Below are 24179 nucleotides of genomic sequence, written 5' to 3'. Positions count from 1 at the left end.
CGCCGGCCGGTCAGTGCGCGGCGACCGGGCTCCCTGACCCGACCGGGCGCAGCAGGCGGACCCCGACGGCGACTGCCAGGGACACCGCGCCGAGGACGGCGATCGCCGGGCCGAGGCCGCCGATGGCACCGGTGAGCGCGAGGACGAGGAGCGGGCAGACGAACTGGCCGATGAAGAAGACCGACGTCCAGGCGCCGGTTCCGCGGCCGCGCTGCTCGAAGCCCAGCGAGCCCAGCGCCCAGGTGAGCAGCGAGGGAAGGATCAGCCCGTTGCCGAAGCCGGTGACCACGGCGAACCCGATCACGGCGGGGACCGTCGAAAACAGGCCGAGCCCGATGATGCCGATCCCGGAGAGGCCGAAGGCCAGCGGCACGAGGACCGCCGGACCCCGCTGGGCGAGGCGGGCGAACAGGATCCCGCCGACCGCGGTGCCGAGCGAGGCGATCGCGCTGGCGGCGCCGATGACCGCCGTCGACTCCACGCCGATGTCGTCGAGCTTGAACGACAGCTGGACGATCAGCACGTAGAAGACCAGCCCGCCCAGCAGGGACACGCCCAGTGGCGCGGCGAGCCGGTGCCACGGCAGACCCGGCAGCGTCGAGGCGCGCGCCGCCGCCTGGGCCCGCGGAGCCGGCTGCCAGATCAGCTTCGCGGCCGCGACCGCGAGCGGCAGGCTGACCACGTACAGCCAGAACGGCGTCCGCCAGTTCGCCGCGCCGAGAGCACCGCCGACCGCGAAGAAGATGGTCGCGGCGACGGTCGTGAAGACCACCTGCAACCCGAAGTACTTCTCCCGCTGGGAGCCGTGGAAGTAGTCGGCCAGCAGCGTCGTGCAGCACGTCATGATCGCCGCCTCGGTGAGCCCGAGCAGCACGCGGCTGGCGACGACGAGCTCCAGCGACGGCAGCCAGAGCGGCGCCGTCCCGACGACGGCGTAGACCACCAGCGAGCTGACGAGCAGGCGCTTGCGGCCGACCCGGTCGACGATCCGGCCGGCGATCATCGCCGTGAGGCCGATGACCAGCGCCGGGGCGGTGAGCACGATCGGTGCCAGCGCCTCCACCCCGGGGGTGTCGGCGAAGGCGTCCTGGATGCGGGGCAGCACCGGCGCGAGCAGCACGGCGCCCAGGACGGCCAGGCAGCTGGACAGCAGCAGGACCAGCGCCTGCGCGCGGCCGGCCGGGCGGCCGGTGGCGGGATCGACGGCGACCTCGCCGACGAGCGGCTCCTCGGCCGGGCGCTCAGGGCTCAGGACGTTCTCCGACACGGGCGTCTCCATCGACGGGCGTGCCGGTCCGGGTGACCGGCATCACTGGCGGTGAAGTGTCGGGACGCCGGACGCCGAGCGGAAATCACTTCTCGTGCTGGCCACCATCAGTCGGGTCTATAGCGACCGACCGCTCCCCCACCGCCAGGTCGGCCGCCCGCGCGACGAGGTCGCGGAGGTAGCCGTGCTCGGGGTCGTCGTCGAAGACCGGGTGCCACCACATCGCCTCGATGAGCGGGCCGGCGTCGAACGGGCACGGCAGCGCCCGGATGCCGGTGTTGAGCGGCAGCAGGTCGACGAGCCTGCGCTGCAGCAGGGCGATCCGGTCGCTGCCGGCGATCAGGGCCGGCACGGTCAGGAAGCTCTCGACGACGACCTGGACGTGCGGCTCGATGCCGAGCATGCGCATCTGGCGCGCGGCCGGCGTCGACGCCGTCGGCCCGTGGTAGGTGGCCACCCACGGCAGCGTCTCCAGGTCCTGGACCGTCAGGCCCACGTCCGCGACGGGGTTGTCGGCGGCCACCACGCAGACCCACTCGTCGCGGTACAGGTCCCGGCGGGACAGGTCGGTGAGGAAGCCGGGCGGCAGGAAGAGCAGGTCGGCCGAGAGCAGCGCCTGCTCCGCCCGGTCGACGACCGCCGGTGAGTGCGTGCTCAGCCGCAGCCGGGTGTTGGGCGCCTCCTCCGCCAGCAGGCCGGCCACGGTGTCGCCGAGCACCGCAACCAGGTAGTCGCTGACCAGCAGGGTGAACTCGCGGGTCGAGGACGCCGGGTCGAACTCGGGTTGGGCGGAGAACACCCGCTCCACCCCCGACAGGGCGATCCGGGCGAGCTCCTTGAGCTGGACCGCCAGCGGCGTCAGCCGGTACTCGTTGCCGACGCGGGTGAGCAGCTCGTCGTCGAAGTGGCGGCGGAGGCGGGCCAGCGAGGCGGAGAGGGCCGGCTGGCTGAGCCCCATCTGCGCCGCGGCCCGCGTGACGCTGCGCTGCTGGAGCAGCGCGTCCAGGGACACGAGCAGGTTGAGGTCCAGGCTCGCGAGGTTCACGAGCGGCACCGTATCCATCCCGTCGATGGCCGTCATCAGGCATTCCGTCTTCCCTCACCCGTGTGGGCTGGCCCACTGTCGAGGACGTGCCCGAGACCCCTCCCGACCTGGACCGCACCGACCCCGAGGGCGCCATCGCCGCCGCCGCGAAGCGCTGCTCGAACTGGGGTCGCTGGGGCGCCGACGACGTGCTCGGCACGCTGAACTTCCTCGACGAGGCCAAGCGTCGCGAAGGAGCGGCCCTGGTCCGCCGGGGGGCGAGCTTCTCGCTGTCGCAGTCCTTCGACGAGAACGGCCCGCAGAAGGGCTGGCGGCGGCGGAACAACCCGGTCCACACGATGACCGACACGGGGGTCGATGCCGAGCGCGGCGTCCAGGGCTTCCCGCACGGCATCGGCGGGGCCGACGACTACATCGTCATGCCGCTGCAGGCCTCCACCCAGTGGGACGGCCTCGGGCACATCTTCGACCACGGCCACGCCTGGAACGGCCGTCGCGCCGGTGACGTCGTGAACAGCTTCGGGGACTCGGTGACCGGCATCGAGACGGTGGCCTCGCTGATCGCCGGCCGCGGCGTGCTGCTCGACGTCGGCCGAGTCGTCGGTGCGGCCCTCGGGACCGACGGCGAGCTGCCCGACGGCTTCGCGATCACCGCCGAGCACCTGGCGGCCACCATCGCGGCGCAGGGCGGGTCCTCCCGCGTCGGCCGCGGCGACCTCCTGCTGGTGCGCACCGGGCGGCTGACCCGTGCGCGGCGCGACATCGCCGAGGGACGAGGCTGGGGCGACTACGCCGGCGGCGCCGCTCCGGGGCTGTCCTTCACCACCGCCGACTGGCTGCACACCAGCGAGATCGCCGGCGTCGCCACCGACACCTGGGGCTTCGAGGTCCGACCCAACGAGTTCGACGTCGCCTTCCAGCCGCTGCACCAGGTCGCCATCCCGAACATGGGCCTGTTCATCGGCGAGATGTGGGACCTCGACGCCCTCGCCGCCGACTGCGCCGAGGACGGCCGCTACGACTTCTGGCTCACCGCGGCCCCCCTGCGCGTCACCGGCGCCGTCGGCGCCCCGGTCAACCCGATCGCCGTCAAGTGAGGAGCACGCCGTGCCTGCCGTGAACACCGTCCTCGTCGTCGGAGCCGGGTTGGCCGGCGCCGCGACCGCGATCCACCTGGCCCGCGCCGGGGTCGCCGTGGACATCCTCGAGATCAAGCCGGACATCGCCGCGATCGGCTCCGGGATCACGCTGCAGGGCAACGCCCTGCGCGAACTGCGCTCCCTGGGGGTGTGGGACCAGGTGCAGGCGGCCGGCTACGCCTTCGACGTCACCGGCATCCGTGCCCCCGATCCGTTCGGCACGGTGGTCGCCGAGATCCCGGACGCCAGGACCGGGGGCCCGGACCTGCCCGCCGCCATGGGCATGCCCCGGCCGGAGCTGGCCCGCATCCTCTGCGAGCGGGCCACCGAGGTCGGCGTGAAGCTGCGGTACGGCACGACGCACACCGGCCTGGCCCAGGACGAGGCCGGCGTCGACGTCTCCTTCGGCGACTCCTCGACCGGCCGGTACGACCTGGTCGTGGGCGCCGACGGCGTCCGCTCCTGGACCCGCCGCGCGCTCGGCGTGAACCTGGAGACCAGGTCGGTGGGCATGGGCATCTGGCGGGCCTTCGGGCCCCGCCCGGCGTCGGTGACCCGCACCGACCTCTACTACGGAGGCCCGTCCTACATCGCCGGCTACTGCCCCACCGGCGAGGACTCGCTCTACGCCTACATCGTCGAGGACGCCCAGGACCGCAGCGCGCTCTCTCCCGACGAGCAGCTGGCCACCATGAAGCAGCTCTCGCAGGCCTACCACGGGCCGTGGGACGAGATCCGCGAGACGCTCACCGACCCGTCCCGGGTGAACTACACCTGGTTCGAGACCCACGTCCTGAACGAGCCGTGGAACCGCGGCCGGGTGGTGCTGATCGGCGACGCCGCGCACACCTGCCCGCCCACCATCGCCCAGGGCGGCGCCATGGCCCTGGAGGACGCCGTCGTCCTCGCCGAGCTGCTCGTCGAGCGCGACGTCCTCGACCAGGACCTGTGGGAAAGCTTCACGGCCCGCCGCTTCGAGCGCGCGAAGACCGTCGTCGACGCCTCCAACGCCCTCGCCCAGTGGCAGCTCGACCACGTCCAGGGCGACATCCCGGGCCTCATGCGCTCCATCGCCCAGCTGACCAGCCAGCCCGCATAACCGGAGAGACATCCCCCATGACACAGCGCCTGATCACCCACCTGCGGCACGTCGACCTCGCGGTGCCCGACTTCGCCAGGCAGCTCGACTTCTACGCCGGCACCTGGGGCCTCACCACCGAGCACACCGACACCGGGCTGGCCTTCCTGGCGGCCGAGGGCTCACCGGAGCAGTACATCGTCCGGCTGCGCGAGGCGACCGACAAGCGGATCGACCTGGTGTCCTTCGGCGCCGCGAACGCCGCCGACGTCGACACCCTCGCCGGGCAGCTCGCCCGCGACGGCGTCCAGCTTGTGACCGAGCCGGGCACGCTGCAGACCCCCGGCGGGGGCCACGGGTTCCGGTTCTTCGACAACGAGGGCCGCACGATCGAGATCAGCTCCGACGTGGCGGTGCGGCAGCACCGCGCGATCGAGGCGGGCGAGTCGATCCCGGTGCGGCTGTCGCACGTCGTCCTCAACTCCACCGACCCCGAGGGAACCGTCGCCTTCTACGACAAGCACCTCGGCTTCTCGCTGTCGGACACGCTGATGCACCCGCGCATGGGCAACATGATGTGGTTCCTGCGCACCAACGCCTGGCACCACAGCATGGCGGTCGCCCGCGGCCCGCACGCCTCGCTGCACCACGCCTCCTTCGAGATGCGCGGCGTCGACGAGTACATGCGCGGCACCGGCCGGCTGCTGCGGGCCGGCGTCGAGAAGATCTGGGGCCCGGGCCGGCACCTGGCGGGCAACAACACCTTCAGCTACTTCCTCGACCCGCACGGCAACACCGTCGAGTACACGACGGAGCTGGAGACCCTCGACGAGGACACCTGGCACCCGCACCTGTACGACATCAGCAACCCCGAGGTCTCCGACCAGTGGGGCACGGCGAACGCGATGAACGAGTTCGTCGCGCAGAAGTCGTTCAACGACCCCGACAAGGGTCTCTTCGTGGCCCCGCCCGTCTGATGCGCTTCGCCACCTGGGAGTCCCAGGGCCGGGTGTCCGCGGGCGTCGTCTCCGACGCCGGACTGCACGAGCTCCCCCCGCGGACGACGGTGCTCGACCTCGTCCGCGCCGGGCTGCCGGCAGCGCTCGAGGCCGGGGCCGCGGCCCTCGACGGGCCCGCCGTGCCGGTGGAGTCGGTGCGGCTGCTGCCACCGCTGGAGCCGCCGACGGTCCGCGACTTCGTCGCGTTCGAGGAGCACGTGGAGGGGATGGTGGCGCCGGGCGGCGAGAGCGTGCCGCCGGAGTGGTACCAGGCGCCGACCTTCTACTTCACCAACCCGTACGCGCTCGTCGGTGCCCACGACGACGTCGCGGTGCCGCCGGGCTCGCAGCGCTTCGACTTCGAGCTCGAGGTCGCCGTCGTCGTCGGGCGGGACGGCGCATCGCTCAGCCCCGAGCAGGCCCGGGACCACGTCTTCGGCTACACGGTGCTCAACGACTGGTCCGCCCGCGACCTCCAGATGCGGGAGATGGCGGTCAAGCTCGGCCCGGCCAAGGGGAAGGACTCCGCGACCACGCTCGGGCCGTGGCTGGTGACCGCCGACGAGCTGGAGCCCTACCGCGATGCCGACGGGTTCCTCGCCCTGGACATGCGGGTGTCGGTCAACGACACCGAAATCGGCCACGACCTGCTCTCCAACATGGGCTGGCCGTTCGAGGAGCTCATCTCCTACGCCTCCCGCGGCACGGAGGTACGGGCCGGCGACGTGCTCGGCTCGGGCACCTGCGGCAACGGCGGCTGCCTGGCCGAGCTGTGGGGCATCCGGGGCGACGCCGCTCCCCCGCCGCTGCGGCCCGGCGACGTCGTCGGGATGACGGTCGAGGGCCTCGGCACCATCCGCAACCGCGTCGTGCCCGGCATCGACCTCCCGCCGGTCGCGCCCGCGCGCCCACGACCCCGCACGCGCACCCGCTGACTCCTGCACCACCGCACCCGCGAGAGGAACCACCCGTGTTCGAGTACTTCCCCACCGGCCCCTACACCTGGAACCTCGGCGTCGTCGCGACGCTGAACTCCGGCGGGCTGATCGACGAGGTCGACCGCGCCTGCCGGCCGATCAAGGACGCCGCGAACGCCGGGGAGGACGCCGGGACGCCGGACTTCCTGCGCGCCTGGCGGGCCCTGACCGACCAGCTGGTCGGCCAGGCCGAGGACGCCGAGAAGGCCGGGCACATCCGCACCGCGGGGCAGCTGTACTTCCGGGCCAGCAACTACCTGGCCCAGGCCGAACGGATGCTGGCCCACTCCAGCCCGGACCGGGTGCCCACCTACCGGCGGATGCTGGAGATCGCGGAGGAGGCGTTCGAGACGCACAGCCCGCGGGTCTCACGGGTCGAGATCCCCTACGAGGGGACGACGCTGCCGGCGTACTTCAGCGCCGCGCCGGCCACGGACGACGGCCCCGCCCCGGTGGTCGTGCTGGTCAACGGGCTGGACTCCACCAAGGAGCACATGTACGCCTCGAACCACTGGGCGGAGCTGGCCGCCCGCGGCATCTCCTGCCTGATGCTGGACCAGCCCGGCACCGGCGAGTCGCTGCGCCTGCAGGGGCTGACCGCGCGGATCGACGCCGAGGCGTGGGCCGGCGCGGCGGTCGACTGGCTGGAGACCCGCGACGACGTCGACGCCGCCCGCATCGGCATCGTCGGCTGGTCGCTGGGCGGCTACTACGCGCCCCGCGCGGCAGCCTTCGAGAAGCGGTTCGCGCTCTGCGTGGCGTGGGGCGCCAACCACGACTGGGGCTCGGTCCAGCGCCGCCGCAAGGAGCGCGAGGGCGAGCGCCCCGTTCCGCACTACTGGTCGCACGTGCTGTGGGTGTGGGGGCAGCCCGGCGACGAGAACGACCTCGACGCGTTCCTCGACTTCGCCGACGCCGTCACCCTCGAGGGCGTGGTCGAGCAGATCACCGTGCCGTTCCTCGTCGCGCACGGGCAGAACGACCGGCAGATCCCGCTGGAGATGGCGCACCGCTCCTACGACCAGGCGGTGAACTCGCCGAAGCGCGAGCTGCGGGTGTTCACGCCCGAGGAGGGCGCGACCGAGCACATCGGCCTGGACCACCTGCCGCACGTCAGCAGCTACGTCGCCGACTGGGTGGCCGACACCTTCGCCGAGCTGAGCCGCTGACCGGTGCGCACCCGGGCGCCCGCCTCCGCCGAGGGCCGGCCCGCCGGCCGGCCCTCGGTCCCGGCGCTCAGAGCCACCCGCGCCGCGCGCCCAGCTGCCGCACCGCGGCGTCCAGTCGGGCGGCGACCGCGGCCACGTCGGTCTCCTGGTGGGTCAGCCGCAGCCGGCCGCCGACGTCCCGGCCCTCGCTGAGCAGACCGCCGCGGCGGTCCACCTCCAGGACGACGTCGGTGCCCTGCGGATCGGCGAGGAAGGTCACCTCGAGCTCGTTGATCCGGCCCCGCAGGTCCCGCGGCGGCGCGAACTCCACCTCCTGGTAGAACGGCAGCTCGCCGCCGCCGATCCGCCCCTTCTCGACGTCGGCGCCGCGGAACGCGAAGCCCAGCCGGTCGAGCGCCTCCAGGACCGTGGCCTGCACGGGCAGCGGCCGCACGTGCACCGCGTCGAGGTCGCCGGGGTCCACCCCACCGGGGATGTCGACGCGGGTGCGCAGCCCCACCCGCATGCCGCGCAGGTGCCACTGGCCCACGGCCGTGAACGGGCACTGCCAGGGGACGCCGAAGCCGAACGGGATGCTGCGCTGCTCCCCGGCCTCGATGGTCGAGGCCTCGGCCACCGCGGCGGCACCGAAAGTGACGTCCTCGTGCCAGGAGTGGTCGCGCCCCTCGACCTCGACCGTGGCCACCAGCTCGACCCGGACCTGGTCGAACTGCTGGGCCACCGAGCCGCCGGTGAGGGTGACGGTGCCCGCCACCGAGCCGCCGGGTGTGGTGTCGGGCGAGGTCAGGACGGTCTCCACCTGGGCGCTGCCGGCACCGAGCCGTGCCATGACGTTGCGGAAGGCCATCGCGGCGCTACCTCCTGGGATCGGGGACCTCCACCCTGGCAGGCGGTGCGGCCGTCGGGAACCACCGTGCACGTGTGAGCAGGTACACCGACCGGATCGGTCGGCCCTCCGACCGAACCGGTCGGTGCGCACGTACTCTGACCGCGTGGCACGACCGTTCCGGCAGCAGGTGGACGAGGGCATCCTCGACCGCGCCGCCACCCTCTTCGCCCGTCGCGGCTTCGCCAAGACCTCCGTGCAGGACGTCGCCGACTCCGTCGGCCTGTCCAAGGCCGGGCTGCTGCACCACTTCCCCAGCAAGGAGGCGCTGCACGGCGCGGTCCTCGCGCAGGCGGGCGCGCTGGGCCGGCGGGTGCTCGACTCGGTCGCCGGCCTCCCCGACGGGCCGGTGCGCGACCGGCACGCCCTCGAGGTCCTCGTCGACGTCGCCGTGGCCCATCCCGGCCTGGTGGCCCTGCTCCTCGCCCCGGTGATGCAGGGCGACCCGGCTCCCGAGGTGGACGCCGCGAGCGCCGCCGCCCTCGGCGCCTTCGGCGTCGAGCCCGGCGGGCCCGTCGACGAGCGGACCGTCCGCGTGGTCGGCGCGCTCAGCGCCCTGGCCGTCCTCACCCTCGCCGCCGGGCACCAGGACGGCGCGGCCACCTGGCGGCCGTTCATCGTCGCCACCTGCTTCGACGCGCTCGGCCACTCAGCGCAGGGCCATCAGGGCCCGGGCGCCGCTCTTCCCCGTCCCGACCAGGTGGAGGCCTGATCCCCCATGGCTGTTCTGTTGTCCCGGCTCGGTGCGTTCTCGCACCGGCACCGCCTCCCGGTGATCGCCGTCTGGCTCGTCCTGCTGGTGGGAGGCGGCGTCGGCGCGGTCACGCTCGCCGGTGAGACCTCGAGCAGCTTCTCCATCCCCGGGCAGGAGTCGACCACCGCGCTGGAGCGGATCGGCGAGGAGTTCGGCGCCACCGGCGAGGGCGCCACCGCCCGCGTGGTCGTGGCCGCGCCGGACGGCGGGACGCTCACCACGCCGGAGAACGCCGCCGCGGTGATCGGGCTGGTCGCCGAGCTCGGCGAGCTGCCCGGCGTCGTGAACGCCACGAACCCGCTGGACCCGGCCGCCCCGTCGGTCAACCAGCAGCAGGACACCGCCTACAGCACGGTCACCTACGACGCCGCGCCCGGCGAGGTCACCCCCGCGCAGCAGGAGGCCCTGCTCGAGGCGCTCGACGACGCGCGCGAGGGCGGGCTGACCGTCGAGGCGTCCGGCGAGGCCACCCAGGAGCCGCCGCACGTCGGCGGGCCGTCCGAGGTCATCGGCGTCGTCGTCGCCCTCGTCGTCCTCGCGGTCACCTACGGCTCGCTCGCCGTGGCCGGGATGAACCTGCTCACCGCGGTCGTCGGCGTGGGCATCGGCGTCCTCGGCGTCACGATCGCCACCGGCTTCATCGACCTGTCCTCCACCACCCCCACGCTGGCGGCGATGCTCGGCCTGGCGGTCGGCATCGACTACGCCCTGTTCATCGTCACCCGTCACCGGCAGGAGCTGCGCTCGGGCGCCGACGTCGGCACCGCCATCCGCACGGCGGTCGGCACCGCCGGGTCGGCCGTGGTCACCGCCGGTCTCACCGTGGTCATCGCGCTGGCCGGGCTGTTCGTGGTCGGCATCCCGTTCCTGACGCAGATGGGTGTCGCCGCCGCGCTGACCGTCGTCATCGCCGTCCTCGTCGCCCTCACCCTGGTGCCGGCCGTGCTGAGCTTCCTCGGCTCCCGCGCCCTGCCCAAGAAGCAGCGGGCCGCGGCGCAGGGGGCAGGCGGCGGGGCGACGGCGCACGGGGGCGGGCGGGGCTTCCTGGCCGGCTGGGCGACCACCGTCACCCGCCAGCGCGTCCTGTCCCTGCTGCTGGCGATCGTGGCGCTCGGCGCCATCGCCATCCCGTTCTTCTCCATGCAGACCACGCTGGTCCAGACCCCCGCGGAGGACTCCACCCAGGCGCGGGCGCAGGAGCTGCTCTCCCAGGGCTTCGGCGAGGGCTTCAACGGGCCGATCACCATCCTGTTCGAGGGCGACGACGCCGCCGGCGCCGCCGCCGGCGAGAGCGCCACGATCTCCGGGCTGGACGACGTCGCGCTGGTGACGCCGCCGACGCCGAACGCCGACGGCAGCGCCGCGCTGCTCACCGTCATCCCCGAGTCGGGCCCGACCGACCCGGCGACCGAGCAGCTCGTCGCCGACCTGCGGGCGCAGCTCGCCGACCTCGACGGCGTCGAGGCGTCGGTGACCGGCCAGACCGCGGTCAGCGTCGACGTCGCCCGGAGCCTGGACGAGGCGCTGCCGGTCTACCTGGCGCTGGTCGTGGGCCTGGCGCTGGTGCTGCTGGTGCTGGTCTTCCGCTCGCTGCTCGTGCCGCTGGTCGGCGTGCTGGGCTTCCTGCTCACCATCGGCGCCTCGCTCGGCGCCACGGTGGCGGTGTTCCAGTGGGGCTGGCTCGCCGACGCGGTCAACCTGGACACCACCGGGCCGCTGATCAGTCTCACGCCGATCCTGGTGATCGGCATCCTGTTCGGCCTGGCGATGGACTACCAGATCTTCCTCGTGTCGCGGATGCACGAGGCGCACAGCCACGGCGCCTCGGCGATGGACTCCATCCGCACCGGGTTCCGGCAGGCCGCCCCGGTCGTCGTCGCCGCGGCGCTGATCATGTTCTCCGTGTTCGCCGGGTTCGTCCCGGCCGGCGAGGCCACGATCAAGTCGATCGCGTTCGCCCTGGCCACCGGCATCCTGTTCGACGCCTTCGTGGTCCGGATGGTGCTGGTGCCGGCGGCGCTGGCGCTGCTCGGCGACCGCGCCTGGTGGCTGCCGCGGTGGCTGCGCTGGCTGCCCACCCTGGACGTCGAGGGCGCCGCCCTGGAGAAGGCCGAGCCCGCCCACGGCCGGCACCGGCAGCCGGTCGGCACGCCCCGCTGACGCCCCGGTCGGCCCGGCCGCACCGGCCGGGCCGACCCCCGCGGGCATGGATCGGCGCTCCCCCGTGTTGGGTGGAGGGACGGTCCGCCGCCCCCGCGGCGTCGACCCCTTGTGCCTGAACCACCTGTCGTTGCACCCCGTTGCCTGCTGAAGGATCACGCTTGCCCGAGTCCCCCGCCCACTCCGCCGCCCCGCGCCGCCGGGAGCGCTCCGCCGCCCGCCAGTCCGCGGCCCGCGAGACCGACCGCGCCGCCGCCCGCGAGGAGAAGCGGGCCCAGCAGAGCTGGGTGGAGGGCGCCGCCCCGGAGCTCCCCGTGCGCGCCGTGCGGCCGGAGAACGTGGTGTTCCACCTCGGCCCGACCAACTCCGGCAAGACCTACGAGTCGCTGCAGGCGCTGGCGGCCACCGGCTCCGGCGTGTACGCCGCACCGCTGCGCCAGCTGGCCCACGAGGCCTACGCCAAGCTCTCGGCGCAGCTGCCCGAGGGCACCGTCGGTCTCTCCACCGGCGAGGAGGAGATCGACCCGTTCGCGCCCATCGTCTGCTGCACCGTCGAGAAGGCTCCCGACCGCGGCGAGATGCTGGTGCTGGACGAGGCGCACTGGGTCACCGACCCCGACCGCGGCCACCACTGGGCCCGGCTGCTGCTCACCGGCGAGTACCGCCAGATGCACCTGATCTCCGCGGCCGAGGCCTACCTGGTCCTCAAGCCGCTGGTCTCCGACGCCGAGCACGTCGAGGTCGTCAACCACAAGCGGCTGTCCCGGCTCGACGTCCTGCGGGCACCCGTGCGCTCCGACGCCGTCCGCCCGCAGACCCTCGTGGTCGCCTTCTCCCGCAAGGCCGTCTACGCCGTCGCGGCCGAGCTCGACCAGCACCGCCCCGGCAAGGTCGGCGTCCTCTACGGCGCGCTGCCGCCGGCGACCCGCCGCGAGGTCATCGAGCGGTTCACCAGCGGCGAGCTGGACGTGCTGGTCACCACCGACGTCATCGGGCACGGCATCAACGTGCCGGCCACCACCGTGCTGTTCGCGGAGACGACGAAGTTCGACGGGCAGGAGCTGCGCCCGCTGCGCACCTGGGAGGCCGCCCAGATCGCCGGCCGGGCCGGCCGCTACGGCCTGACCGGGCACGGCGCCGTCGGCATCCTCATCGGGGTGAGCGGGCTCAAGCCCGTGGCCTCCCTGGTCGGTGCCGGTGCCGCCGTCGCCCGCGGTGACGAGATGAGCGACCTGCCCAAGCGGGCCCCCCGCCTGCGGCCGGAGCTGGAGGACCTCGGCGCCTTCGAGGCCGTCGACCTGCCCGAGGCGCTCACCCGCTGGATGGCGTGGGCCCGCGCCGCCACCCGCGACCAGGCGATGACCGCCGACGACGTCACGAGCCTCGTCCTCCGGGTGCACGCCCTGCTGCCGCTGCTGCGCGGCCCGCTCGGGGCGGCCGGCGACCTGAACACCGTCTGGCGGCTGGTCAACCTGGCCATCGACTACAACCCGCCGCGGCGCACCCGCTGGCTGGTGCTCGCCAAGGCCGCGCTGCAGCACGCCGTCGGCCTGCCGGTCCCGCCGGAGACCGTGCTGCCCGACGTCCCGCGAGGCGGCACGGTCGAGGAGTACGAGCAGGCCGCCGCCGCCGCGCGCGACGCCCAGACCCTCCTCCGCCAGTTCCCGGGCGTCGCCGGGCTGGACAGCGAGGACGCCGCCTGGGTCGAGGAGGAGTGCGCGGAGATGATCACCGAGCTGCTCCCCGACGCGATCGCGCTCGGCCGGTCGGGGACGTGCACCGGCTGCGGCCGCGCCATCGCCCCGTGGTTCACCACCTGCCGGCCCTGCAGCGCCCCCGCCGGGCGCGGTGGCGGCGAGCGGGACCGCCGTCCCGGGCCCGGCGGCCGCCGGACCGCCGGGCGCGCGGAAGGCCGGGCCCTCGGTGGGCGGCAGGGCGGACCCCGCGGCCGGGCCCGCCGGGGCTGATCACCGCGGGCCGGTGACCCGGCTCGGGGAGGGCCGGGCACCGACCCCGGGCCTCGCCCACCGGCACGTCGGCGCGGCGCCGCCACGGCAGGACCTTCCAAGGGGACCGGACGGTTTCGGACGTTTTGTGCCGATGTGGACGCGGTTCCGTATCCGTATCGTCACTGACAGCAAGCACGCGGCGCCCGGAAGGGCGGCCGGCCGTGCGCCCCCTGTCTTCACGAGGAGCTTCCCGTGCCGTCCTTCTCCCGCCCGTCCCTGACCCTGCTCCCCGGCCTCGACGCCGAGCCGGGCATGCCCGAGGCGCTCGCTCCCGGCGAGTGGCGGCAGCCGTTCGACGCCCAGGAGTGGGCTGCGGTCGAGGCCGACGCGGAGTGGCGGCTCGACGCGCTGTGCGCCGAGACCGACCCCGAGGCGTTCTTCCCGGACAAGGGCGGCTCCACGCGGGACGCCAAGCGGGTCTGCGGCGGCTGCCCCGTGCGCGCCGAGTGCCTGGAGTACGCGCTCGCCAGCGACGAGCGGTTCGGCATCTGGGGCGGGCTCTCCGAGCGGGAGCGTCGCCGGGTGCGCCTCCAGCGCCGGGGCACGATCAGCGCCTGACCCCTCCGCGGGCCGGCCCGCCGGTCCCGGGTGCGACGGCCCTCCGGCCGTGCGCCAGAGTGGGGCCGCGACCCGGCGCGCCGGGTCGGACCAGGTGTTCCCGCCCCCGGAGGAGACGTCGCCGCACATGGACGGGCACCCCCCAGTCACCTCGGCGCCCGTCCGGCAGTCCGGCGCCGGCCCGCGGGGCTCGCAGGACTCCTCGACCTGGCCCCGGCCGGGGACGGTCGCTTCCGCGCCGGCCCGCGCAGCACGGTCGCCGGGCACGCGTTCGGCGGGGCCGTGGCCGCCCAGTCGCTGCTGGCCGCGGGGCGCACGGCGCCACCGGGCCGGATCGCCCACTCGCTGCACGGGCACTTCCTGCGGCCGGGCGACGTCACCGCGCCCACCGACCTCACCGTCAGCACGATCCGCGACGGCGGGAGCTTCTCGACCCGCTCCGTCGTCGCCGAGCAGCACGGCGCCGCCGTCTTCACGCTGACCGCGTCCTTCCAGACGCCGGAGGACGGGTGGCAGCACCAGCTGCCCGAGCTCGACGCCCCCGCGCCGGAGGAGCTGCCCCCGCTGGAGGAGGTGGCCGCCGCGGCCGACGGCCGGGTCCGGCAGTGGCTCGACTGGCTCGCCGAGCGGCACGCCTTCGACTTCCGGTTCGCCGGCGACCTGCCCAGGCTCGCCGCGGAGCGCGGCGAACCGGCCGCCCCGCGCCAGGGCTTCTGGCTGCGCAGCCGCGAGCCGCTCCCCGACGAGCCCCTCGCGCAGAGCTGCGGGGTCGCCTACGCCTCGGACATGCTGCTGCTCGGCACCTCGCTCGCGCCGCACGCGACGGCGGTCGGGGCGCCCGGGGTCGCCGCGGCGAGCCTGGACCACGCGGTCTGGTTCCACGAGCCGGTGCGGATCGACCAGTGGCTGTTCTTCGACCAGCAGAGCAGCTGGGCCGGCGGCGGGCGGACACTGTGCCGTGGCCGGCTGTTCGACCGGGCCGGCCGGCTGGTGGCCACCGTGGCGCAGGAGGGCATGATCCGGCGCCGCCCGCGCTGACCCGCCAGGCGCGGGTGCGCCCACGTACCCTCGATGCGGTGACCGTCGCACCGCCCCCGACCGTCCTGCTCGGCAACCGGTTCGCCCGCGAGCTCGGCGAGCTGGCCCTCCCCTGGCAGGCCGAGGATGCGCCCGATCCCCGGCTGCTCGTGCTCAACGAGCCGCTGGCCGGCGAGCTGGGGCTGGACGCCGCGGCCCTGCGCAGCCCGGCCGGACTGCGACTGCTGGTCGGCACCGCGGTCCCCGAGGCGGCGACGCCGGTCGCGCAGGCCTACGCCGGGCACCAGTTCGGCGGGTACAGCCCGCGGCTGGGCGACGGACGGGCGCTCCTGCTGGGTGAGCTCGAGGACGCCGAGGGACGCTTGCGCGACCTGCACCTCAAGGGCTCCGGCCGGACGCCGTTCGCCCGCGGCGGCGACGGGCTGGCCGCGGTCGGCCCGATGCTGCGCGAGTACGTGATCAGCGAGGCGATGCACGCCCTCGGGATCCCCACCACCCGTTCCCTCGCCGTCGTCGCGACCGGGCGGCCGGTGCGCCGGGAGACCCTGCTGCCGGGCGCCGTCCTCGCCCGGGTGGCGAGCAGCCACCTGCGGGTGGGCAGCTTCCAGTACGCCCGTGCCACCGGCGACACCGACCTGCTGCGCCGGCTCGCCGACCACGCGATCGCCCGGCACCACCCGGCGGCGGCCGACGCGGAGCACCCCTACCGCGCGCTGTTCGAGGCGGTCGCCGCCGCCCAGGCCGACCTGGTGGCGCAGTGGATGCTCGTCGGCTTCGTGCACGGGGTCATGAACACCGACAACATGACCATCTCCGGGGAGACGATCGACTACGGCCCCTGCGCCTTCCTCGACGCCTTCGACCCGGCCACCGTCTACAGCTCCATCGACACCGGCGGCCGGTACGCCTACCGCAACCAGCCGCTCGCGGCCGAGTGGAACCTCGCCCGGCTCGCGGAGGCGCTGCTGCCCCTGTTCGCCGACGACGAGGAGCGGGCCGTCGCACTGGCGGTGGAGTCCCTCGGCACCTTCCGGCCGCGGTACGACGCCGCCTGGGTCGCCGGGCTGCGCGCCAAGCTCGGGCTGCCCGCCTCGACCGACGACGCGGCGGTCACCGCGCTGGCCGACGACGCCCTCGCCCTGCTGCAGCGCGACCACGTCGACCTCACGTCGTTCTTCCGTGCGCTCTCAGCGGCCGCCCGGGGGGACGCCGAGCCGGTCCGGCTGCTCTTCCTCGACCTCGCCGGGATCGACGGCTGGCTGGACCGCTGGCGCGCCCTGACCCCGGATGCCCTGAGCCCGGATGCCGCGATGGACCGGGTGAACCCGGTGTACATCCCGCGCAACCACCTGGTCGAGGAGGCGCTCGACGCGGCGACCGAGGGTGACCTGGCTCCCCTGGAACGGCTGCTGGCGGCCGTCGCCGCGCCGTACGACGAGCGCCCGGGGCTGGAGCGCTACGCCGCCCCGGCACCGCAGGACTTCGGGGCCTACCGCACCTTCTGCGGCACCTGACCGCCGGTCCGGCGACGTTCGGCCGCCTCCGCTCCGGGTAGTCGACCCCCCGTGGCGCGCGAGATGGACCCCAAGGACCCCGACACCCTCTACGCCGAGGGGCCGGTCGCGCCCGAACCCCCGGACGACGACGTGCCCGAGACCTCGCCGCTACCCGACTCCGGTGGCACCGGGCCGGGCCCGGACGACCTGGACCGCCTGCTCTGAGGCGGCGCCAGGCCGCCGGCGAGGCGTACGCCGCGTCGGCGGACGCCGACGAGGCCGGGGATCAGACCGAGGCGGGCGTGGTCGGGTCCGTCGGCTCGGTCGTCGGGTCCGTCGGCTCGGTCGGCGGGTCCGTCGGCTCGGTCGTCGGGTCCGTCGGCTCGGCCGTCGGGTCCGTCGGCTCGGCCGTCGGGTCCGTCGGCTCGGCCGTCGGGTCCGTCGGCTCGGCCGTCGGGTCCGTCGGCTCGGCCGTCGGGTCCGTCGGGTCCGTCGGCGGGTCCGTGGGCTCGGTCGGCGGGTCCGTCGGCTCCGGAGGGACGGTCGGGTCGGCCGGCGTCGGGTCGGCAGGCTCCGAGGGCGTCGGCGGTTCCGTCGTTCCCTCGGCCTCGGTGGGCGACGGCGTGGTCGGGGCCTCGCCCGCGGGCGGGTCCACCGGGTTCGGGTCGGCCCCCGGCACGGGCGCGGGCTGGTCCGGCGCGGGGGCGGGCTCGTCCGACGGGCGTGCGGCGACGCGCACCAGCACCTCGGCGCCGGGGGCCAGCTCGACCCCGGTCGGCGACACCCGGGTCACGGTGCCCGGCGCGCGGGCGGCGGTCACCTCCGTCTCCTGCCGGACGGTCAGGCCGAGGGCGGTCAGGTCGTCGACGACGTCGGCCACCGGGCGGCCCACGTGGTCGCCTGCGACCAGCCGGATGCCGGCGGGCGTGGAGACCGCGGTACCGGCGCCACCGGCGTCCTCCGTCGCGGAGTTCCCCAGCACGACTATCCCTCCGGCCCCCAGACCCAGGAGCGCCAGCACCGGCAGCGCGACCAGCGCCGCACGCGGGGAGCGCCGGCGCGCGGCGGGCGGGCGGGCACGGGTCGCGGCGGCCACCGGGCGGGTGCTGGGCGCGGGCCCGTCGAGGGTCTCCTCGACGGCGTGCAGGAACGCCGCGCCGTCGGGCAGCCGCTCCCCCGGGTCCTTGACCAGGGCGGCGTCGATGATGGCGCGGACCTCGGGCGGGAGGTCGGCGGGGAGCGGCTCGGGGTGCTCGCGCACCTGCTTCAGCGCGACGGTGACCGGGTTGTCGCCCTCGAAGGCGGTGTGCCCGGTGAGCGACTCGTAACCGACCATGCCGAGCGCGTAGACGTCGCTGGCCGGGCTGACCGCCTCGCCCATCGCCTGCTCGGGCGACATGTACTGCGCCGTGCCGATCACCTGGCCGGTGCGGGTGAGCGGCACGCTCCCCGCCGACCAGGAGATGCCGAAGTCGGTCAGCTTCACCGCGCCGTCCGGGCGGACCAGGATGTTGGCCGGCTTGACGTCGCGGTGCACCACGCCGGCGCGGTGCGCCTCGGCCAGCCCCGCGGCGGCCTGGCGGAGCACCGACAGCGTGGTGCCGGTGTCCAGCGGCCCCTCCTCGGCCAGCCGGGCCGACAGCGGCTCGCCCTCGACCAGCTCCATCACCAGGTAGGCCAGCTGCTCGCCGGTGCCGGCGGCCGTCGTCTCCCCGTAGTCGAGGACGGCGGCGATGTTCGGGTGGCTCAGGGCGGCCGCGTGCCGGGCCTCGATGCGGAAGCGGGCGATGAACACCGGGTCGCCGGCGCAGTCGCTGCGCAGCAGCTTCACGGCGACGGGCCGGTCGAGCAGGGCGTCCCGCCCGCGCCAGACCTCACCCATGCCGCCGACGGCGATCAGCTGGTGGAGCTCGTAGCGGTCGTCCAGGCGCCGGTGGCTCGTCTCGACGGTGGTCACTGCCGGTCCCCCCGTGCTGGTGGTGCGGGCCGCACCCGCCACGTCGTCTGCTCCCGTGCGCATCGAGAGGAGTGCCCGCGCCGCGCCGTCCTGAACCGTCGGCCGCACACTGGACCGGTGGCCGCGCCCCTTCCCGCTCCCCCGGTCCGGGGCATCGTGCGGCTGCTCAACACCGCCGGCGGGCCGGTCCTGTGCCTGGCCGGCGACGTCGACGCCGGCGCGGTGGCGTCGTTCCGGCAGCGCTACGGCGCGGAACCTGTGCCGGTCAGCGCGGTCGACGCCGGTTCGGTGACGGCGCTGTCCGTCGCCGGCCGTGACCTGCTCCAGGACCACCTCGACGTCGCCCGCCGCGGCGGCCGGCAGGTGCCGGTGCGCCACCCGGAGCCCGCGGCGGCAGCCGCCGGCTTCCGCGGCGACGCGCGACCCGGAGCTCAGCCCCGGTAGTTCACGTGCACGTGGTCGTAGTGGTTGGCGGTCGCGCTGCCCCGGTTCTCCATCCCCTTCCAGGAACCGTCCGGGGAGGACAGCATCCGCTGCTGCCAGATCAGGTAGTCCACGCCCAGCTCGTTCCAGTGCGCCCGGTGGTAGGCGACGATCGCGTCGCCCAACGCGGCATTGGAGAGGACCATGTAGTCCAGGGCCAGCCCCGAGGGGTGCCCGTTGGGGTCCGCCGCGCTGGGCCGGGTGCCGCCGAGGGTGATGCCCGCGGCCCCGGACACGTTGCTCACCACGGCGTCGGCCGCGGCCTGGACCTGCGAGCGCACCGACCCGGAGCTGTTGCTGATCCGGGCGACCGCCGTCGCGGCCACCGAGGAGGCGGCGGGAGCGGCCTCCCGCGCCTGCGTGCGGCCGGCGGGCGCCGGCGCGGCCGCTGCCTCGGCCTGGGCGGCGGCCTCGGCGGCGGCCTCGGCGGCGGCGGCCTCCGCCGCGGCCTTGGCCTCGGCCTCGGCGCGGGCGGCCGCCTCGGCCTCGGCCTTCTGCCGGTCCAGCTCCGCCTGGTCCGCCGCGGCCTGGACCTGCTGCGCGGCGGTCTGCTCGGCCGCCCGGGCGCTGCGGCTGACCGCGAGGTCCTCCAGCGGCTCCAGGTCCTCGGTCACGTCGATCGGGGTGGCCTGGGCGCTGAGGCCGAGCTGCTCGGCGACGCTCACCGACTGCAGCGCCTCGCCCTCGGCCTGGGCGGTGGGCTCCACGCCGACGAAGGCGTTGACCAGGATGGCGCCGGCGGCGGCCACCCCGAGGTAGAGGGCGGGACGGCGGACGGTCGCCGGGGGGCGACGGCGGGCACGGGGCGCCGCGCCGCGGCGGCCGGTCGTGGTGCGGGGGTTCACGGGTTCGTCTGCTCCGGGGAGATCGCGCGGCCGGCGGGGCACGGCTGCGGCGGGGGTGCGGGACTGCGGGGACGGCGCCACGGCGGGGCGCGGCCGGTCGGGGGCCACCACGGAACGGCGATCAGCCGGTCGAGCGGGTGTGCTCGGTGTGGTGGGCCGCCGGCGGCGGACCCGGGCGGCGGGCGGTCAGCTCCGCGGGCGGACCCGGATGCGGCGGCGCGGGGTCGAGCAGGGTCGTGCGGCAGGGCAAGGGCGCGCCATCCGGCGGCTCTCCGTTCTTCCGTGTGCCGCCTACCGGGTTAGCTGACGGATTCGGGCGGGAAGTGGCCCTACCCGCGTCGGGACGTGCCCGGCGCAGGATTCACCCCAGTGCTGCGGTGGGTCCCCGGCCCACCCGCGGCTGGAAGGCTCTGGGTGACTCGGCGGCGCCCGCCCGGACTCCCCGGATGGGGAGGTGCGACCGAACGGACCCCGCCACGGTAGCCGCCGTTATGCAGACGTGACAATTGTGCGCGACGAATTCGCGGGCGTGATGCGTGTCGCGGCACCCCGGGAGGTCCCGCCCCGGTGTACCTCGACGGCGCGGTCAGCCGGCGTCGGCCCACGACCGGACGACCGCGACGTCGAGGGGGAAGTCGACCGGAAAGGTGCCGAACAGCAGCCGCCCGGCCGTCGCGGCGGCGGCCCGCACGGCCGCCGCCACGTCGTCGGCGAGGTGCTCGGGAGCGTGCACCACCACCTCGTCGTGGAGGAAGAACACCAGGTGCGGCCGCTGGTCGAGCGGCCCGGTGCCACCGAGCCGCCAGAGCCGGTTGCGCAGGTCGGCCAGCCAGCACAGCGCCCACTCCGCACCCGTCCCCTGGACGACGAAGTTGCGGGTGAACCGGCCCCAGGCCCGGCGGGCGCGGTCGCGGTCCTCGCGCGGGACGCCGTCCGGATCCCCATCGTCCGTCGCCTGCCGGGCCCACGGGCCGGCCGGCCGGGGCGAGCCGCGGCCGAGCAGGGTGTGCACCACCTCGCCCCGCTCGCCCTCGCGGGCGGCGTCCTCGACCAGGCCGACGGCGCGGGGATAGCGGCGGGCCAGCCGGGGCATCATCCGGCCGCTCTCGCCGCGGGTGCCGCCGTACATCGCGCCCAGGATGCCGAGCTTGGCCTCCGCCCGGGTCGCGACCACCCCCGCGGCGACCATGCCCGCGTAGAGGTCCGACGCGCGCGCGGCCTCCGCCATGGCCGTGTCACCGCTCATGCCGGCCAGGACCCGGGGCTCGAGCTGCGCGACGTCGGCGACCACGAGGCACCAGCCGTCGTCGGCCACCGCGGCCGGCCGGATCTGCACCGGCACGGACAGCGCCCCGCCGCCGTTGGACGCCCACCGCCCGGTGACCACCCCGCCGGGGAGGAAGGTGGCGCGGAAGCGGCCCTCCCGCACCCAGCTGTCCAGCCAGCTCCAGCCGTTGGCGGTGAGCAGGCGGCTGAGCTTCCGGTACTCCAGCAGCGGCGGCACCCCGGGGTGGTCGAGCTGCTCGAGCGTCCACGAGCGGGTGTCCTCGACCGGCAGGCCGGCCCCCCGCAGCACCCGCAGCAGGTCCGCCGGCGAGTCCGGGTTGAGGGCCGGGGCGCCGAACGCCTCGCGGATCTCCCCGAGCAGCCGCTCGAGCACCACCGGCCGGCCCCCGCCGGGCGGCCGCGGCCCGAGCAGGTCGGTGAGCAGCCGGGAGTGGACGTCGGCGCGCCACGGCAGGCCGGCGTGCGTCATCTCCGCCGCCACCAGGGCACCGGCGGACTCCGCGGCGAGCAGCAGCGCCAGCCGCTCCGACCGCGGTGCGGCGGCCAGCGCGGCCTGCTGGCGGGTGTGCTCGGCGACCGGGTCGAGCCGGTCGGCCGGGTCCTCCGGCGGGAAGAGCGCGGGGGCGACCGGCCCGACCGGCTGCAGCTGGTCCCAGCCGGCGGTCTCGTCGCAGGTCAGCAGCGCCTGGTCGGGGAACGGCGACCGCCGCAGCACCGCGTGCGCGAGGCGCAGGTCGGTGCAGCGCTCGATCCGGACGCCGGCCGCGAGCAGCGCCGGGTACCAGCGGGTGGTGTCGTCCCACACCCAGCGGATCCCGGCCGCCTCCCGCTCCCGGACGTGCCCGGCCAGCTCCTCGGCCGGGAACCGCGTGACGGCCGACGTACCGCCGTCCACGGCGAGCTCGTGCGCCTCCACGACGGCGTCCCGCCGCCGGAGCACCACCCGGTCCACCGCCGCAGTCTCGCCGACCGGGCCGACGGCGCGGCGGCCGCCCCGCTACCCCGCGAGCAGCCGGCGCAGGTGCTCCACCGACCAGACGGTGATCCGGGCCGGGGCGACGGCGAGCGCGCGGGCGACGTGCACGCCGAGGCGGAGCAGGTCGGCGTAGTCCGGGGGCCGGACCGGCGGCGGAGCGTGCTCCGGGCCCGGCGCGGCCGCCGGGAACCGGATCGTGGGCGGGGCCGGGACCGGGGTCGGCGGCGACGGGACGGCGGGCTCCTGCGGCGCAGGGGCGTCGGGCAGCAGCAGGTCGACCGCCGACCGGCGCCGCGGACCGCGCAGCGAATCGAACGACGGGATCGCCGGGGACGGCGGGAACTCGTCGTCGTCGGCGCCGGCCCCCGGCTCCTGCGCCGCGGCGCGCGGCAGCACGGCCGGCGGCTCGGGCACCACGGCCCGGATCGCGGCGACCATCCCCGGCCCGACGCCGGGGACCTCCGCCAGCTCCCGCCGGGTGAGGGCGGCCAGGGCCGCGGCGTCGGTGATACCGGCGCGGGTCAGGGCCGTCACGGCCCGCGCGGGGAGACCGAGCTCCCGGACCGTGCGCACGGGTTCCTGCGCTGACCTGGTGGGCATGACGGGACACCCTAGTGCGGGCACCGTGGACGCCGCCGCCGCGCCCGGCCCCGGCGCCGGGCCGGGCCCGGCGACACGCCCGGGCTGATCTCGGAGGACTCGAATGCCGATCTCCGGGTAGCGGTCGTCGAGCGGAACGTCACCGCGCCAGCGGGGGGCTAGTCGACTGGCAAGGAGGCCACGTGCTCTCTGATCGATCCCGTCCTGTCATCGAGGCGACGCTGCCGGTGGTGGCGGACAACATCGAGGAGATCGCCAAGCGGTTCTACGCGCACCTGTTCGACGCGCACCCGGAGCTGTTCGACGGCGTCTTCAACCGCGGCAACCAGGCGGAGGGCACCCAGCAGGTCGCCCTGGCGGGGTCGGTGGCCGTCTTCGCCAGTGCGCTGGTGAAGACGCCGGAGCAGGTCCCCGAGCACCTGCTCGCGCGGATCGCCCACAAGCACGCATCGCTCGGCGTCACCCCGGAGCAGTACGACGTCGTCCACGACAACCTCTTCTGGGCCATCGTCGACGTGCTGGGCGACGCCGTGACGCCGGAGGTCGCCGCCGCCTGGGACGAGGTCTACTGGCTGATGGCCTACGCGCTGATCAACCAGGAGCGCGGGCTGTACAGCGCCCGCGGGGTCCGGCCGGAGTCGGTCTGGCGCGAGTGGGGGGTGGCCGAGAAGGTCCAGGAGTCCCCCGACGTCGTCACGTTCCGGCTGCGCCGGGTGGACAACCGCCTGGTGAAGACCTCGCTGCCCGGCCAGTACGTGACCGTCCAGGTGCCCATGCCCGACGGCGTCCGCCAGCCCCGGCAGTACAGCCTGACCCGCGCCGACGACGGGGAGCACCGCCAGTTCTCGGTCAAGCGGGTGCACGGCGGCGGCAAGCCGGACGGCGAGGTGTCCAACCACCTGTGCGACCGGGTCCAGGTCGGCGACCGGCTGACCATGTCGGTGCCCTTCGGCGACGTGGTGCTCGACGACTCCGGGCGCCCGGTCGTCTTCGCCAGCGCGGGCATCGGCATCACGCCGATGGCGGGCATGCTCTCCCACCTGGCCGCCGCCGGCTCGCGGCTGCCGGTCACCCTGCTGCACGCCGACTCCGACGAGGAGTCCTTCGCGCTCCGCGAGCAGGTGCTGGCCGATCTGCGCGCGCTCCCCGGCGGCACCGCGCACGTCTGGTTCGAGGACGGCGGGCAGAGCAGCCTGCCGGCCGAGGTGCACGCCGGGGTGATGGACCTGGGCGCCGTCGACCTGCCCGAGGGAGCGGTCTACTACCTCTGCGGGCCGCTGCCGTTCATGCAGGGCGTGCGCAGCGCGCTGATCGACCGCGGCGTCCCCGCGCGGGACATCCAGTACGAGGTGTTCGGCCCCGACCTGTGGCAGGCCGACCTCGCCACCGAGGACAGCCCGGGCGCCTCCGAGCGCACCGGCCGGCACGCCGCCGCCGGGGTCTGACCGGCGCACCGA

21 protein-coding genes and 1 riboswitch are annotated in these 24179 nt (G+C 75.3%); of the genes, 14 read left to right on the top strand and 7 right to left on the bottom strand.

The features are described from left to right. Positions 1-10: 10 nt before the first annotated feature. Together BD833_RS05575 and BD833_RS05570 are read right to left on the bottom strand one after the other, a co-directional pair. Positions 11-1267 carry an MFS transporter gene (locus BD833_RS05575; protein WP_208092364.1) on the bottom strand — a complete coding sequence of 419 codons (1257 nt, stop codon included), beginning with the start codon at positions 1265-1267 and terminating at the stop codon, positions 11-13. 85 nt (positions 1268-1352) lie between these two features. Then, complete coding sequence (locus tag BD833_RS05570; protein WP_166532143.1) at positions 1353-2312, bottom strand: LysR family transcriptional regulator; 960 nt, start codon at positions 2310-2312, stop codon at positions 1353-1355. An 86-nt stretch (positions 2313-2398) separates the two neighbouring features. Between BD833_RS05570 and BD833_RS05565 the strand changes: the two genes are divergently transcribed. From BD833_RS05565 to BD833_RS05545, 5 genes are read left to right on the top strand one after another with little or no spacing between them, the layout of a single operon-like run. After that, entirely contained in the window at positions 2399-3409 is a 1011-nt protein-coding gene (locus tag BD833_RS05565) for a cyclase family protein (protein ID WP_208092363.1), read from the top strand. Between the two features lie 10 nt (positions 3410-3419). Beyond that, positions 3420-4550, top strand: coding sequence for an FAD-dependent monooxygenase (locus BD833_RS05560; protein ID WP_166532142.1), 1131 nt, complete (start codon positions 3420-3422; stop codon positions 4548-4550). A 17-nt stretch (positions 4551-4567) separates the two neighbouring features. After that, complete coding sequence (locus BD833_RS05555; protein WP_166532141.1) at positions 4568-5506, top strand: VOC family protein; 939 nt, start codon at positions 4568-4570, stop codon at positions 5504-5506. After that, on the top strand, positions 5506-6462 hold the full coding sequence (locus tag BD833_RS05550; RefSeq protein ID WP_166532140.1) for a fumarylacetoacetate hydrolase family protein: 957 nt from the start codon (positions 5506-5508) through the stop codon (positions 6460-6462). Before BD833_RS05555 ends, BD833_RS05550 begins: the two co-directional genes overlap by 1 nt. Before the next feature lie 35 nt (positions 6463-6497). Further along, positions 6498-7673 (top strand): alpha/beta hydrolase family protein, encoded by a 1176-nt coding sequence (locus BD833_RS05545; protein ID WP_166532139.1) that lies wholly within the window; start codon positions 6498-6500, stop codon positions 7671-7673. A 67-nt stretch (positions 7674-7740) separates the two neighbouring features. Here BD833_RS05545 and BD833_RS05540 read toward each other — a convergent pair whose 3' ends face one another. After that, a complete protein-coding gene (locus tag BD833_RS05540; RefSeq protein WP_166532138.1) occupies positions 7741-8520 on the bottom strand; it encodes a sporulation protein in 780 nt (259 codons plus the stop codon). A gap of 145 nt (positions 8521-8665) precedes the next feature. On the opposite strand from BD833_RS05540, the gene BD833_RS05535 reads away from it, so the two are divergent. The 7 genes from BD833_RS05535 (at position 8666) to BD833_RS05505 (ending at position 16799) form a co-directional block, all read left to right on the top strand. Then, entirely contained in the window at positions 8666-9271 is a 606-nt protein-coding gene (locus BD833_RS05535; protein WP_166532137.1) for a TetR/AcrR family transcriptional regulator, read from the top strand. 6 nt (positions 9272-9277) lie between these two features. Further along, positions 9278-11473: an MMPL family transporter gene (locus BD833_RS05530; RefSeq protein ID WP_166532136.1), complete on the top strand. Its 2196-nt coding sequence runs from the start codon at positions 9278-9280 to the stop codon at positions 11471-11473. A 161-nt stretch (positions 11474-11634) separates the two neighbouring features. After that, positions 11635-13440, top strand: coding sequence for a helicase-related protein (locus BD833_RS05525; protein ID WP_166532135.1), 1806 nt, complete (start codon positions 11635-11637; stop codon positions 13438-13440). A gap of 234 nt (positions 13441-13674) precedes the next feature. Beyond that, positions 13675-14040 (top strand): WhiB family transcriptional regulator, encoded by a 366-nt coding sequence (locus BD833_RS05520; RefSeq protein WP_279535996.1) that lies wholly within the window; start codon positions 13675-13677, stop codon positions 14038-14040. A gap of 30 nt (positions 14041-14070) precedes the next feature. Next, entirely contained in the window at positions 14071-15078 is a 1008-nt protein-coding gene (locus BD833_RS05515) for an acyl-CoA thioesterase (RefSeq protein ID WP_279535995.1), read from the top strand. Positions 15079-15116: 38 nt separating this feature from the next. Next, positions 15117-16592, top strand: coding sequence for a protein adenylyltransferase SelO (locus BD833_RS05510; RefSeq protein WP_166532133.1), 1476 nt, complete (start codon positions 15117-15119; stop codon positions 16590-16592). 51 nt (positions 16593-16643) lie between these two features. Continuing rightward, a complete protein-coding gene (locus tag BD833_RS05505; protein WP_166532132.1) occupies positions 16644-16799 on the top strand; it encodes a hypothetical protein in 156 nt (51 codons plus the stop codon). A gap of 61 nt (positions 16800-16860) precedes the next feature. Here the strand turns inward: BD833_RS05505 and BD833_RS05500 are convergent, their stop codons facing one another. Further along, the gene (locus BD833_RS05500) at positions 16861-18531 is read right to left on the bottom strand and encodes a serine/threonine-protein kinase (RefSeq protein ID WP_243737465.1); all 1671 of its coding nucleotides are present in this window, start codon (positions 18529-18531) and stop codon (positions 16861-16863) included. Between the two features lie 117 nt (positions 18532-18648). Here BD833_RS05500 and BD833_RS05495 point away from each other — a divergent pair, with 117 nt between their 5' ends. Further along, entirely contained in the window at positions 18649-18975 is a 327-nt protein-coding gene (locus tag BD833_RS05495) for a hypothetical protein (protein WP_166532130.1), read from the top strand. On the opposite strand, the gene BD833_RS05490 is transcribed toward BD833_RS05495, so the two are convergent. From BD833_RS05490 to BD833_RS05480, 3 genes are all read right to left on the bottom strand, one after another. Continuing rightward, positions 18963-19859, bottom strand: coding sequence for a VldE C-terminal domain-containing protein (locus BD833_RS05490; RefSeq protein WP_166532129.1), 897 nt, complete (start codon positions 19857-19859; stop codon positions 18963-18965). The genes BD833_RS05495 and BD833_RS05490 overlap by 13 nt on opposite strands. Positions 19860-20132: 273 nt before the next feature. Then, positions 20133-20279, bottom strand: a riboswitch (cyclic di-AMP (ydaO/yuaA leader). 166 nt (positions 20280-20445) lie between these two features. Further along, positions 20446-22098 carry a bifunctional 3'-5' exonuclease/DNA polymerase gene (locus tag BD833_RS05485; protein WP_166532128.1) on the bottom strand — a complete coding sequence of 551 codons (1653 nt, stop codon included), beginning with the start codon at positions 22096-22098 and terminating at the stop codon, positions 20446-20448. 45 nt (positions 22099-22143) lie between these two features. After that, complete coding sequence (locus BD833_RS05480; protein WP_166532127.1) at positions 22144-22722, bottom strand: DNA-directed RNA polymerase subunit alpha C-terminal domain-containing protein; 579 nt, start codon at positions 22720-22722, stop codon at positions 22144-22146. Positions 22723-22904: 182 nt separating this feature from the next. Here BD833_RS05480 and BD833_RS05475 point away from each other — a divergent pair, with 182 nt between their 5' ends. After that, positions 22905-24167: a globin domain-containing protein gene (locus tag BD833_RS05475; protein WP_166532126.1), complete on the top strand. Its 1263-nt coding sequence runs from the start codon at positions 22905-22907 to the stop codon at positions 24165-24167. The last annotated feature ends 12 nt before the right edge of the window (positions 24168-24179 follow it).

This window comes from Blastococcus xanthinilyticus (genome assembly GCF_008124835.1).
GTDB classification, from domain to species: Bacteria; Actinomycetota; Actinomycetes; order Mycobacteriales; family Geodermatophilaceae; genus Blastococcus; species Blastococcus xanthinilyticus.
Note: the sequence above shows the minus strand (reverse complement) of the source record. Positions and strands in the feature narration are given on the sequence as shown.